Annotated in this window: 12 protein-coding genes; 11 read left to right on the plus strand and 1 reads right to left on the minus strand. The window is 59.4% G+C overall.

The window, feature by feature from the left end; genetic code table 11:
- The first annotated feature begins 75 nt into the window (after positions 1 to 75).
- The 5 genes from V6F78_RS01320 to V6F78_RS01340 all read left to right on the plus strand — a co-directional run bounded on the left by V6F78_RS01320 (position 76) and on the right by V6F78_RS01340 (position 5,596).
- Complete coding sequence (locus V6F78_RS01320) at positions 76 to 756, plus strand: response regulator (protein ID WP_047275179.1); 681 nt, start codon at positions 76 to 78, stop codon at positions 754 to 756.
- Positions 753 to 2,087, plus strand: coding sequence for an ATP-binding protein (locus tag V6F78_RS01325; protein WP_047282548.1), 1,335 nt, complete (start codon positions 753 to 755; stop codon positions 2,085 to 2,087). Before V6F78_RS01320 ends, V6F78_RS01325 begins: the two co-directional genes overlap by 4 nt.
- 161 nt (positions 2,088 to 2,248) lie before the next feature.
- Positions 2,249 to 3,661 carry a D-serine/D-alanine/glycine transporter gene (gene cycA / locus V6F78_RS01330; RefSeq protein WP_047292907.1) on the plus strand — a complete coding sequence of 471 codons (1,413 nt, stop codon included), beginning with the start codon at positions 2,249 to 2,251 and terminating at the stop codon, positions 3,659 to 3,661.
- 224 nt (positions 3,662 to 3,885) lie between these two features.
- Entirely contained in the window at positions 3,886 to 5,292 is a 1,407-nt protein-coding gene (locus tag V6F78_RS01335) for an aspartate aminotransferase family protein (protein ID WP_047292909.1), read from the plus strand.
- Between the two features lie 82 nt (positions 5,293 to 5,374).
- Positions 5,375 to 5,596 (plus strand): MbtH family protein, encoded by a 222-nt coding sequence (locus tag V6F78_RS01340; protein WP_047275172.1) that lies wholly within the window; start codon positions 5,375 to 5,377, stop codon positions 5,594 to 5,596.
- Positions 5,597 to 5,679: 83 nt separating this feature from the next.
- Here the strand turns inward: V6F78_RS01340 and V6F78_RS01345 are convergent, their stop codons facing one another.
- Positions 5,680 to 6,759 (minus strand): asparaginase, encoded by a 1,080-nt coding sequence (locus V6F78_RS01345; RefSeq protein WP_047275170.1) that lies wholly within the window; start codon positions 6,757 to 6,759, stop codon positions 5,680 to 5,682.
- Positions 6,760 to 7,198: 439 nt separating this feature from the next.
- Between V6F78_RS01345 and V6F78_RS01350 the strand changes: the two genes are divergently transcribed.
- Genes V6F78_RS01350 through rbsD form a run of 6 tightly spaced genes read left to right on the plus strand, consistent with a single transcriptional unit; the run spans position 7,199 to position 13,100 of the window.
- Positions 7,199 to 8,149 carry a sugar ABC transporter substrate-binding protein gene (locus V6F78_RS01350; protein WP_332726469.1) on the plus strand — a complete coding sequence of 317 codons (951 nt, stop codon included), beginning with the start codon at positions 7,199 to 7,201 and terminating at the stop codon, positions 8,147 to 8,149.
- A gap of 54 nt (positions 8,150 to 8,203) precedes the next feature.
- Positions 8,204 to 9,757 carry a sugar ABC transporter ATP-binding protein gene (locus tag V6F78_RS01355; RefSeq protein WP_169839596.1) on the plus strand — a complete coding sequence of 518 codons (1,554 nt, stop codon included), beginning with the start codon at positions 8,204 to 8,206 and terminating at the stop codon, positions 9,755 to 9,757.
- Positions 9,754 to 10,731 (plus strand): ABC transporter permease, encoded by a 978-nt coding sequence (locus V6F78_RS01360; protein WP_094990974.1) that lies wholly within the window; start codon positions 9,754 to 9,756, stop codon positions 10,729 to 10,731. Before V6F78_RS01355 ends, V6F78_RS01360 begins: the two co-directional genes overlap by 4 nt.
- 3 nt (positions 10,732 to 10,734) lie before the next feature.
- Positions 10,735 to 11,769 (plus strand): LacI family DNA-binding transcriptional regulator, encoded by a 1,035-nt coding sequence (locus V6F78_RS01365; protein WP_094990973.1) that lies wholly within the window; start codon positions 10,735 to 10,737, stop codon positions 11,767 to 11,769.
- A gap of 9 nt (positions 11,770 to 11,778) precedes the next feature.
- Positions 11,779 to 12,699 carry a ribokinase gene (gene rbsK, locus V6F78_RS01370; protein ID WP_332726470.1) on the plus strand — a complete coding sequence of 307 codons (921 nt, stop codon included), beginning with the start codon at positions 11,779 to 11,781 and terminating at the stop codon, positions 12,697 to 12,699.
- Positions 12,696 to 13,100: a D-ribose pyranase gene (gene rbsD / locus V6F78_RS01375; protein ID WP_332726471.1), complete on the plus strand. Its 405-nt coding sequence runs from the start codon at positions 12,696 to 12,698 to the stop codon at positions 13,098 to 13,100. The genes rbsK and rbsD overlap by 4 nt, the downstream gene beginning before the upstream one ends.
- Positions 13,101 to 13,103 lie beyond the last annotated feature (3 nt).

The following is a 13,103-nucleotide window of genomic DNA, read 5'->3' on the forward strand; positions in this document are numbered from 1 at the left end:
ACCGAGTGTTAAAAACGGCATAATCGGCCCTTAATCCCAGCGCCCTTAAATCGGCCTCTTTACGCGGGTACCTGCATGCACGTATTGGTTTGCGAAGACGATGAACTGATTGCCAGCGGAATTGTGGCCGGGCTGACGGCCCAGGGCATGACGGTGGAGCACGTCAACACCGCTGGTAAAGCGCGCGCGATGCTCAAGGCCGCCACGTTCGATGCCATGGTGCTGGACCTCGGGTTACCGGATGAAGACGGGCTCAAGCTGCTGCAGCAACTGCGCCAGCAGGGCTTTGATCTGCCGGTACTGGTTTTGACTGCGCGGGATGCGGTGACTGACCGCGTGGACGGCCTGCAAGCGGGCGCCGATGACTACCTGCTCAAGCCGTTTGACCTGCGCGAGCTGGCAGCGCGCCTGCACACGCTGTTGCGCCGAGTGGCGGGCCGCAGCGTTAACCTCATCGAGCACGGGCGCCTGACTTACGACCCCAGCAGCCGCGCCACATTGTTGGGGGGCAAGCCCGTGGACCTGTCCCGTCGCGAGCAGGCCTTGTTGCAGGCCCTGCTGCATAACCGGGGCCGGGTGCTGTCGACCGAGCAGCTCAAAGACAGCATTTACGGTTTCAGTGACGAACTGGAGAGCAACGCCTTGAACGTTCATATCCACCACCTGCGCCGCAAATTGGGCAATGGCATCGTTGAAACCGTGCGCGGCCTGGGCTATCGCCTGGGCCCGGCGGATGGCAACGAGCCCGAGGCATGATGAGCCTGCGTCTGCGGTTGAGCCTGACCATCGGTTCGGCGTTCATTGTGATCTGGATGCTGGCGGCGGCCTGGATGCTCAGTGACCTGCGCCAGCAGATGATGTTTTCCCTCGACCAGCGGCTGGTGGCCTCTGCGCGGATGGTCGCCGGGCTGTTGGAGCAATTGCCGCAATTGCCGGTAAAAGGCGAGGGCACCCATTTCAGCGCGGAACAACTGACCATCCCCGGTGGGATGGCCTGCCAGGTCAGTTCGCTGCGGGGCGAAATTCTGGCACGCAGCCATAACAACCCGGATCAGCCCATGCAGTCTGAATCCACCGGCTTTCGCGATCAGATCATTGACGGTGCCGCCTGGCGCACCTTCACCCTGGACCGTGGCGACCTGCGCATCACCACGGCCGACCGTCAGGTGGAGCGGGAAGCGTTGAACCTGTCGGTGTTGCTGGCGGCTTCGGTGCCTGTGGGCATGGCGCTGGTGGGCTGTTTATTGTTGCTGTGGCTGGGCATCGGGCAGGGTTTGGCGCCGCTCAAACGCATGCGCGATGCCCTGATGCGCCGCGATGCCGATTCGTTGCAGCCTTTACAGATCAGCCCGCTGCCCAGCGAATTGCAACCGTTGCTCGATTCACAGAACCAGTTACTGGCCCGTATCGCCAAGGCCATTGAGCGCGAGCGGCGCTTGACCGGCGATGCTGCCCACGAGCTGCGCAGCCCGCTGACGGCCATCAAGACTCACCTGCAAGTGGCGCGCATGACCGAGGGCGCGGCCCGCGAGCAATCGCTGGCCCACGCTGAAGCCGGGGCCGACCGCTTGCACCGCACGCTTGAGCAATTGTTGCTGCTGGCCCGGGTCGAAGGCAGTTTGTCGTTTGACGACGGTGTGCAGTGCTCGCCCGAGCAGGTGGCGCGCCTGGCCATTCATGATGCCGCCAGCGGGGCGGCCGATCGCATTGTGCTGAATGTGCCGGCGAATCTGCCTGACACCCCGCTGAAAGTCCCGTCCGTACTGGCCATTGCGGCCTTGCGCAACTTGCTGGAAAACGCCTTGCGCCATACATCGGCCGATACCCGCGTCGAATTGACACTTCGCGTCGTGGCCGCAGATGTGTATTTTGTCGTCCGCGATCACGGTCCCGGCATCGCGCCTGACACCTTGCAGCACATGACCCAGCGTTTTTGGCGCAACGACAACAGCAACGGCTGCGGGTTGGGGCTGGCCATTGTGCAGGCCATTGTCGAGCGCTGCGCCGGTGGGTTGAGCTTTGACAGTCAGCCCGACGGGTTGCGGGTTGAGCTGCGCATGCCCTTGCAAGCAGAGAGCGGCCAATGAGGCCGCTTTTTCATGATCCTTCCTGTCTGTAGGACAGTCCGGCAAGCACTGATGCAGCTCAGTGTTTTGCGTGCGCGTCGCCTTTAAAGTACCCCTCGATTTATAAGGGGGTTAAGTCAACTCCACCTATAAGAAAAATCCACTTGCAAGGTAAAAGAACATTGAAGGATTCAGCGTTTGATCAGCCACCTGTCGGTGAACCTCACGAACTCCAGCGCAGTTTGTCCAACCGTCACATTCAACTGATTGCCATTGGCGGCGCCATCGGCACCGGCTTGTTCATGGGCTCGGGCAAGACCATCAGCCTGGCGGGCCCCTCGATCATTTTTGTGTACATGATCATTGGCTTCATGCTGTTTTTTGTCATGCGCGCCATGGGTGAGTTGCTGTTATCCAACCTTAAGTACAAGTCGTTCATTGATTTCTCGGCCGACCTGCTGGGGCCGATGGCCGGTTACTTCATGGGCTGGACCTACTGGTTTTGCTGGATTGTCACGGGGATTGCGGATGTGATCGCGATTTCCGGGTACACGCAGTTCTGGTTTCCGGACGTCCCCTTATGGATGCCGGCGGTCGGGTGCGTGGCGCTGTTGCTGTCGCTGAACCTGATCACCGTGAAGATGTTCGGTGAGCTGGAGTTCTGGTTTGCCATGATCAAGATCGTCGCCATTTGTGCGTTGGTTTGCACCGGGTTGTACATGGTGGTCACGGCCTATCAGTCCCCCGCGGGGCACGCTGCAACGCTGAGCAACCTGTGGAATGACGGCGGGATGTTCCCCCATGGGCTGATGGGCTTTTTTGCCGGGTTCCAGATCGCTGTATTTGCGTTTGTCGGGATCGAGTTGGCTGGCACCACCGCCGCCGAGACGAAAGACCCCGAGCGTAATTTGCCCCGCGCGATCAACTCGATTCCGCTGCGCATCATCATGTTCTACGTGTTCGCGCTGATTGCGATTCTGGCCGTCACGCCGTGGCGCGACGTGGTCGCGGACAAAAGTCCTTTTGTTGAGTTGTTCATGCTGGCGGGGCTTCCGGCGGCGGCAGGCATCATCAACTTCGTGGTGCTGACCTCGGCCGCTTCATCGGCCAACAGCGGCGTTTTCTCTACCAGCCGCATGCTCTACGGCCTGGCCCTGGAAGGGGATGCGCCGCAGACATTCAAGCACCTGTCGCAGCGCGCCGTGCCTTCCAACGGGCTGATCTTCTCGTGCATTTGCCTGCTGGCCGGAGCGCTGGTGATTTACCTGATCCCCAACCTGATGCACGCCTTCACCCTGATCACCACGGTGTCTGCGACCCTGTTCATGTTTGTCTGGTCGATGATTCTGTTGTCCTACTTGGCCTACCGCAAGCAGCGCGCGCACTTGCATCAGGCATCGCGTTACAAGATGCCGGGCGGCAAAGTGATGGTCTGGGTGTGTCTGGCGTTCTTTGCCTTCATTCTGGTGTTGCTGGCGCTGGAGGGCGACACGCGGCAGGCGTTGTACGTGGTGCCGGGCTGGTTCCTGCTGTTGGGACTGGCCTACCGGTCCATTGTGCGCAACAAGCTGCAGGCGGCTAAAGGACTGCAATAAAGCGTGTATTGACGTGGTGTATCACAAGGGGATGGCCTGCAAGGTGCCATCCCCTTTGTCGTTCTGCCGATCCGTGGCGCGTGGATTGTGTGATTCGCCTCTAAATCCGGGCACCGCCAATGCGTTTCCAAAGCAGGAAAACCTGCAGCGCTCTTTCGTGCATCGAAAGTCCTCGCAGGTCTGCGGTTTTGGTCAATCTCATCAGCGCATTGAGGGTCCCAGAAATGTCAGTCGCTACCAGTCTTGTCGACGATCAGCCGGGTCGGGTCTGTACGACCGAAACGCTGTATGAATTTGAAGAATCTCCCTTGTTGGCCCGTCAGAGCCGCCAAGAATCCAACGCGCGCAGTTATCCGCGGCGCATTCCGCTGGCGTTGAAGCGCGCCAAGGGGCTGTACGTCGAGGACGTTGAAGGCCGGCGCTTTATCGACTGCCTGGCAGGCGCGGGCACCTTGGCGCTCGGGCATAACCACCCGGTTGTGATTGAGGCGATCCGCAAGGTGCTGGACGACGGTCTGCCTTTGCATACGCTGGACCTGACCACGCCGGTCAAGGATCAGTTTGTGCAGGACCTGTTTGGCCTGTTGCCAGACACCTTGGCCCAAGAAGCGAAAATCCAGTTTTGTGGCCCCACCGGCACCGACGCGGTAGAAGCGGCGTTGAAGCTGGTGCGCACCGCAACCGGGCGCAACACAGTGATCTCGTTCCAGGGCGGTTATCACGGCATGAGCCAAGGGGCGTTGAGCCTGATGGGAAGCCTTGGCCCGAAAAAGCCCATGGCCGCCTTGCTGGGCAATGGGGTGCAGTTCATGCCGTACCCGTACGATTACCGTTGCCCGTTTGGCCTCGGCGGGGAGCAAGGGGTGAAGGCCAACTTGCATTACCTGCACACGCTGTTCAGTGATCCGGAAGCCGGCGTGCAATTACCTGCCGCCGTGATCGTTGAAGTGGTACAGGGCGAGGGGGGTGTGATCCCGGCGGACCTGGACTGGCTGCGGGGGCTGCGGCGCCTCACGGAGCAGGCCGGGGTGGCGTTGATCGTTGATGAAATCCAGAGCGGTTTTGCCCGCACCGGCAAGATGTTCGCCTTTGAACACGCGGGCATCGTGCCTGATGTGGTGGTGCTGTCCAAAGCCATTGGTGGCAGTTTGCCGTTGGCGGTGGTGGTCTATCGCGAGTGGCTCGACACGTGGCTGCCCGGTGCCCATGCCGGTACTTTCCGCGGTAATCAGATGGCCATGGCCGCGGGCAGTGCCGTGATGCGCTACCTCAAGGACCACAATGTTGCGGCGCACGCGGCAGCCATGGGTGAGCGCTTGAGTGAGCACTTGCACATCCTGCAGCGCGACTTCCCGCAATTGGGTGATATCCGGGGGCGCGGGCTGATGCTGGGCGTGGAATTGGTTGACCCGTCTGGCCTGCCTGACGCACTGGGCCACCCGCCAGCCTTTGGCCGACTGGCGCCGCTGGTGCAGCGCGAATGCCTCAAGCGCGGATTGATTCTGGAACTGGGGGGGCGGCACGGCAGTGTGGTGCGGTTCCTGCCACCGCTGATCATCACCGGCGCCGAGATCGATCACGTGGCAGCCATGTTCGGCAATGCCCTGGCGGCGGCCATCGCCCGGCTCTAATTCCCGGCGTTGATCGCTCGTTTGTTCTATGACCCCGGCTGCGCGTGTTGGCGCAGCGGCTTAATGCGATGGAGACCCGCACATGAGTTCAGTATTTGACCGCGACGATATTCTTTTTCAGGTGGTGGTGAACCACGAAGACCAGTACTCGATCTGGCCTGATTACAAAGCCATTCCGAACGGCTGGCGTGCGGTGGGCAAGAGCGGCCTGAAGCCCGAATGCCTGGCCTACATCGAGGAGGTGTGGACGGACATGCGCCCGCTGAGCCTGCGCCAGAAGATGGATGCCGTGGCAACGCACTGAATCGCGCACTCACAAAAAAGCCAACTGACATGAACGTGTCAGTTGGCTTTTTTAATGCTCAAACGCCAGGGCGTCCGCTTGACTCAGTATTCCCAGAAAATCCGCTGCAGCTCTTTGCTGTCCTGGGTTTTGGTCAGGGCGACCATGGCCAGAATGCGGGCTTTTTGTGGGTTCAGGTCGTGTGCAACCACCCAGTCGTTTTTGTCGTCAGGTTGTTCTGCGTTACGCAGTACGAAACCACCGGCATTCACGTGGGAAGAACGGATGATCTGTACGCCGTCTTTACGCAAGGCCTGCAGGGTCGGCACCACGCGGGATGAAACCGAGCCGTTGCCGGTGCCTACGTGAATGATGGCTTTGGCGCCGGATTGAGCCAGTGCTTTATAGGCCGTGTCATCAACGTTGCCGTACGAGTAGGCGATGCCTACGTTTGGCAGGCTCTTGATGTTTTTGATGTCGAACTCAGAGTCCATGGTGTGACGCTTGGCAGGCAAACGGAACCAGTAGGACTTGCCTTCAACGACCATGCCCAGTGGGCCCCACGGGCTTTTGAACGCTTCGGTCTTGATGTTCATCATTTTGCTGACATCGCGGCCCGACTGGATTTCGTCGTTCATGGTGACCAGAACGCCTTTACCGCGTGCCTCCTTGCTGCCTGCAACGGCGACGGCGTTGTACAGGTTCAGCATGCCGTCAGCCGACATGGCTGTGCCCGGACGCATCGAGCCGACGACCACGATTGGCTTGTCGGTTTTTTCAACCAGATCCAGGAAGTACGCGGTCTCTTCCAGCGTGTCGGTGCCGTGGGTGATCACGATACCGTCGACGTCTTTGCTGTCGGCCAGCTCGGCAACGCGGCGGCCCAATTGCAGCAGGTTGTCGTTGGTGATGCTTTCAGAGGCGATCTGCATCACTTGTTCGCCACGCACGTTGGCCAATTGGCTCAACTCGGGTACACCGGCGATCAGTTGATCGATACCCACTTTGGCGGCGGTGTAGGTTGCGCTGTTGGCAGCGCTGGCACCTGCACCGGCGATGGTGCCGCCGGTTGCCAGAATGATGACGTTCGGTTTGGCAGGGGCTTCTTGTGCCTGAACGCTTGGCATAACCAGCAGAAGGGCCAATGCGCCCGGAACAATCGATTTCAAGACAGCTTTTTTCATTATGTTCTCTCTTAATGATGAGAGTGCTGATGCACATACACCTAGCACGGCACGTACCATCCACTGGCCACGGGCTGGCCATATAAAGGCATGTTTTGTGCCATTTTTTCCAAGTGTTTATAAATTACTTAACTGTTTGATTATTAAGGATAAAAAATAATTTTAGAGTGTTTAATCAAATTGACTGAAGACGGTTATCCGAATTTCGCTGTAACTTTCCGTACGGAAAGGCGTCCGTTCGTCGGTTTAATGGCGCCATTTTTTGTCGTTGACAAATACAAGTCGGGTTTCCATAGTGAGGTTCAAGCAAACGTTTGCGCGGTGGTGTTCCGTTCTTTATGAGTGCCTTTCGGCGCTTCAGACCGGGCGCTTTTGCAATGGCTGCCAGCCCGCGCAAACAGGATGTCGCTCACAATAATCATAAGATCGGAGTACTCCCATGAAGCTGCCCTTTGCTGGACGCTTGCTCGCCGTCGCCCTGTTCACAGCGGCCTCCTTTTCCCTTCCTCTTGCCCATGCCGACGTCTCCACACCCAAAGTCGGTCTGGTGATGAAGTCATTGGCCAATGAGTTTTTTGTCACCATGACCCAGGGGGCCGAGGACTATCAAAAACAGCACCCGGCTGATTTCGAGTTGATTTCCAACGGCATCAAGAACGAAACCGATACCCAGGGGCAGATAGACATCATCAACCAGATGATCATTGCCAAAGTCGATGGTCTGGTGATCGCCCCGGCTGACTCCAAGGCGTTGATCCGCGCCATTGAAAAGGCTCGGGATGCCGGGATTGTGGTGGTGAACATCGATAACCAGCTCGACCCGGAAGTGCTGAAAAAAAAGCAGCTGGATGTCCCGTTTGTAGGGCCTGATAACCGGGCTGGCGCGCGCCAAGTGGGTGAGTACCTGGCGAGCAAGCTGAACGCCGGCGACGAGGTGGCCATCATTGAAGGTGTGTCGACCACCACCAACGCGCAGCAACGCACGGCGGGCTTCAAAGACGCCATGAAAGCGGCGCACATCAAGGTGGTGTCCGTGCAGTCCGGTAATTGGGAAATTGAAGGCGGCAACAAGCAGGCCGCTGCGATTCTCAGCGAGTACCCCAATGTGAAGGCTCTGTTGGCGGGCAACGACAGCATGGCGATTGGCGCAGTATCGGCCATCCGTGCCGCCGGTAAGGCCGGAAAGGTGCAGGTGGTCGGCTACGACAACATCGATGCCATCAAGCCGATGCTGAAGAACGGCCGCGTGCTGGCTACCGCAGACCAGGCCGCCGCCCAGCAGGCCGTCTTCGGTATTCAGACCGCGCTCAAACTGATCAAGAACGAGCCGGTCGACGCACTGAAAAACGGGGTTATCGCGACGCCGGTTGAGCTGATCACCACCCCCTGATCCGTCCATACCCTTGGCACCTGCGTGTTTGACCCGGGTGCCTGGAGACATTTGATGCCAACTTCAGAGGCTGACGTGGTGCTTTCAGTGTGCGGCGTAGGTAAAACCTATGCGCAACCCGTCTTGAGCGCGATTGACCTGACCCTTTATCGCGGCGAGGTGTTGGCGCTGACGGGTGAAAACGGGGCCGGCAAAAGCACTTTGTCGAAAATCATCGGCGGGCTGGAAGCCGCTTCCACCGGTCAGATGCACTACAACGGTCTGCCTTATGCACCCGGTAGCCGCGCAGAGGCCGAGCGGTTGGGGGTGCGCATGGTGATGCAAGAACTCAATCTGTTACCGACGCTGACCGTGGCGGAAAATCTGTTTCTCGACCATCTGCCCGCCCGCGTCGGGTGGATCAATCGCAAGCGCTTGCGTCAGGCAGCGATCGACGCCATGGCGCAAGTCGGCCTTGACGCTATTGACCCCGACACGCTGGTGGGCGAGTTGGGGGTAGGCCACCAGCAGATGGTGGAAATCGCCCGCAACTTGATTGGCGACTGCCAGGTGCTGATTCTCGATGAGCCGACGGCCATGCTCACGGCCCGCGAAGTCGAGTTGCTGTTTATCCAGATCACCCGGTTACAGGCGCGGGGCGTCGCGATTGTTTACATCTCTCACCGACTCGAAGAGCTGGCGCGGGTAGCCCGGCGCATTGCGGTCCTGCGGGACGGGCATCTGGTGTGTGTCGAACCCATTGCCAATCATGACAGCCAGCAATGGGTCAACCTGATGGTCGGGCGCGAGGTGGGCGATCACTTGCCGATGGGCGAGCGTCCTCTGGGCGAGCCTGTGCTGAGGGTTTCAGGGCTAGGCCGCGGCACTAAAGTGATGGATGTTTCGTTTGAGGTCCGCCGGGGTGAAATTTTCGGGATATCCGGCCTGATCGGGGCAGGGCGCACAGAATTGTTGCGTCTGATTTATGGTGCAGACCTCGCTGACAGTGGCACGGTCGCCGTGGGCAACCCCCTGAACGCCGTGTCGATTCGCAGCCCGATGGACGCTGTCAGGCACGGTATCGCCTTGATTACCGAGGACCGCAAGGGCGAAGGTTTGCTGATGAGCCAATCCATCAGCAGCAATATCGGCCTGGGCAATATGGAACAGTTGTCGCGGGCAGGTTTCATCAAGGGTGAGCAAGAGCGGGCGCTGGCCCGGCGCCAGATTGACGCAATGGGCATTCGCTGTTCCGGGCCCGAGCAGGTCGTCTCGCAACTGTCGGGCGGCAATCAGCAGAAAGTCGTGATCGGCCGCTGGCTTGAGCGCGACTGCGGCGTATTGCTGTTTGATGAGCCTACTCGCGGCATTGATATCGGGGCCAAATTCGATATCTATCGCCTGCTTGCCGACTTGACCCGAGAGGGCAAGGCATTGGTCGTGGTGTCCAGCGACTTGCGCGAATTGATGCTGATTTGTGACCGCATCGGGGTGATGTCGGCAGGGCGCCTGACCGATACCTTCGAGCGCGACAGTTGGCGTCAGGAACAACTGCTGGCGGCTGCGTTTGCCGGTTATCACACACACGATGCACCACTGGCGTCAGTGGCGCCCAAGGACATTGCATGAACGCCAGTTCCTCGCCGCGCAACGCTGCGCACAATTTTTACGGCATGGGCACCTATGTGGGATTGGCTGGCGCGTTGCTTGCCATGATCGTGCTCTTTTCCAGTTTGAGTGATCACTTTTTTTCCTATGACACGTTGAGCACCTTGGCCAATCAGATTCCAGACCTGATGGTGCTCGCGGTGGGCATGACGTTTGTCTTGATCATCGGCGGCATTGATCTGTCCGTTGGCTCCGTGCTGGCGCTGGCGGCTTCGGTGGTGAGCGTCGCGATCCTGGGATGGGGCTGGAGCGTATTGCCCGCCGCGTTGCTGGGCATGTGCTGTGCGGCTGCGGTGGGTACCTTTACGGGTTCGATCACCGTTGCCTGGCGCATTCCTTCATTCATCGTGTCGCTAGGGGTGCTTGAAATGGCCCGCGGCGCTGCGTACCAAATGACCGGGTCGCGTACCGCTTACATTGGCGATGAGTTCGCGTGGTTGTCCGATCCGATTGCCTTTGGTATCGCGCCGTCTTTCATTATTGCGTTGCTGGTGATTCTGGTTGCGCAGGTGATATTGACCCGTACGGTTTTCGGGCGCTATCTGATTGGGATCGGCACCAATGAAGAGGCAGTCCGTCTGGCGGGCATCAACCCCAAACCTTACAAGGTGCTGGTATTCAGCCTGATGGGCTTGCTCGCCGGGGTGGCGGCCTTGTTCCAGATATCGCGTCTGGAGGCCGCAGACCCTAATGCCGGTGCGGGTCTGGAGCTGCAAGTGATCGCCGCCGTGGTGATTGGCGGGACGAGTCTGATGGGTGGCCGCGGTTCGGTGATCAGCACGTTTTTCGGGGTGCTGATTATTTCGGTATTGGCGGCCGGGTTAGCGCAGATCGGCGCGACAGATCCGACCAAGCGTATCATCACCGGTGCTGTCATTGTGATGGCAGTGATTTTGGATACTTATCGCAGTCAACGGGCACGGCGACGGAACTAAGCAATGGCAACGATCAAAGATGTTGCGGCAATGGCGGGGATTTCCTACACAACGGTGTCTCATGTCGTAAACAAAACGCGCCCGGTGAGCGAGCCGGTGCGGTTGAAAGTGGAAGAGGCCATTGCGCGCCTCGATTACGTACCGAGTGCGGTGGCGCGCTCTCTCAAAGCCAAGAGCACGGCGACCATCGGTTTGCTGGTGGCTAATAGCCTCAACCCTTATTTCGCTGAGTTGGCACGGGGCATCGAGGATTACTGTGAGCGTAACAACTACTGCGTGATCCTCTGCAATTGCGACGACGATCCGGACAAGCAGCGCAACTACGTGCGGGTGCTGCTGGAAAAGCGGGTGGACGGCCTGGTGGTGGCTTCGGCGGGCGGTGATTTAGGGCTGGCCAGCGGTTTGACAGGGGTGCGCACGCCGATGGTGATTGTTGACCGCAGCCTGGAGGGCATCGACGCCGATCTGGTGCGAATCGATCATGAGCAGGGGGCCTATCTGGCGACCCGGCATTTGCTTGATCTGGGCCATCGTGCGGTTGCTTGCATCGGGGGGCCGGCCATTACCAGTGTGGCGCAGCTGCGGCTGGCGGGTTATCTGCGTGCCCTGAGTGAGGCCGGGATAGCGCCGCAAGCGCACTGGATGGTTGAAAGTGATTTCAGTTGTACAGGTGGCTATGAGGCCGCTAACCGGTTGTTGGCCGCCGACCCGCCTTCGGCCGTGTTCGCGTGTAACGACATGATGGGCATCGGTGTGTTGCGCGCGGCCGCCGAACGCCAGATTCGAGTGCCCGAGCAACTGTCGGTGATCGGCTTTGATGATGTGCAGATGAGCCGGTATGTGTACCCGGCGTTGACGACAGTCGGGCAGTCAATCCTGCAGTTGGGTGAAACTGCCGCTCAGGTTTTGTTACGGCGCATCGCAACACCCGGGCGATCTGTGGAGCAGTTGATCGTCGCTCCCAGTCTCGTGCTGCGAGAATCCACCGGGCCGCACGGGGCTATTGCCCTGCAACGTCTCCAGCAATCCATCGGTTGAGTGTCGAGCATGCAAGCAAATGTGGTCGTGGTGGGCAGTTTGAATATGGATTTGGTGACGCGCACGCAGCGGTTACCGCAGCCAGGTGAGACGCTGTTTGGGGATGCGCTGCAAACGGTGCATGGCGGTAAAGGCGCTAATCAGGCGGTGGCCGCTGCACGGCTGGGCGCGCGCGTTGCGATGCTGGGGCGTGTGGGCAGTGACGCCTATGGCGCGCAACTGCGAGCGGGCCTGCTGGAGGAGCAAATTGAGTGCTCGGGGGTGTGCAGTGTGCCGGGCGGTGTCAGTGGCGTTGCCTTGATTGTTGTGGATGCCCACAGTCAAAACACCATCGTGGTAGTCCCGGGCGCCAATGCCGCCCTGACCCCTGGCGATATTGAGTCCTGTGACGCGATGTTGCAGGGGGCTGAGGTGATCGTCTGCCAACTCGAAGTGCCCTATGACACCGTCGCCCATACGCTGAAGCGGGGTCGGGCGCTCAATAAGACCGTTATCCTCAACCCGGCGCCGGTCAACGGGCCGTTGCCCTCGCAGTGGCTTGAGGCGATTGATTACTTGATCCCCAATGAAAGTGAGGCACAGGCGCTCAGTGGCGTGGTGGTTGATTCGTTGGCGTCTGCACAGCGCGCTGCTTTCAAGCTGATTGAGGCGGGCGCGCGCAATGTGATTGTGACGCTGGGGGCTAAAGGCGCGCTGTTCGTCAGCGGGCAGAAGGCCGTGCACTTTGCGGCACCGAGCGTGGAAGCGGTCGATGCTACAGCCGCGGGTGACACCTTTGTCGGTGCGTTTTCTGCAGCGCTTGCGCAGGGTAAAAACGAAGATCAAGCAATCCGTTTTGCACAAATTGCGGCAGCCTTGTCTGTTACGCGTCCGGGTGCTCAACCGTCAATTCCGGGCCTGGCTGATGTTTCAGCCTTTGCACCGTCATGAAAAAGACACCACTGCTGAACATCCAGCTCTCACGGCTGATTGCTTCGTTGGGGCATGGCGACGTTGTCGTGATTGCCGATGCAGGTTTGCCGGTGCCCAAGGGGGTGGCGCTGATTGATTTGGCCTTGACCCAGGGGGTGCCGGACCTGGCCACCACCTTGCGCATTGTCTTGAGTGAAATGCAGGTCGAAAACCATATTCTGGCCAGTGAGTTATTCCTGCACCCGTGCGCTGTGCTCACTGCCATTGAGGCTCACACCGAGCTTGGGCTACTGGGGACCAGGCGGCTGCTGGCCCACGATGCATTCAAAACGTTGTGCCTGAGTGCAAAGGCGATTGTGCGCACGGGGGAGTGCCATCCGTACTGCAATATTGCGCTCATCGCGGGCGTTACGTTTTAACGC

Origin of the sequence: Pseudomonas sp. ESBL9 (genome assembly GCF_036668715.1) — a bacterium.
Taxonomy (GTDB): Bacteria; Pseudomonadota; Gammaproteobacteria; order Pseudomonadales; family Pseudomonadaceae; genus Aquipseudomonas; species Aquipseudomonas lundensis.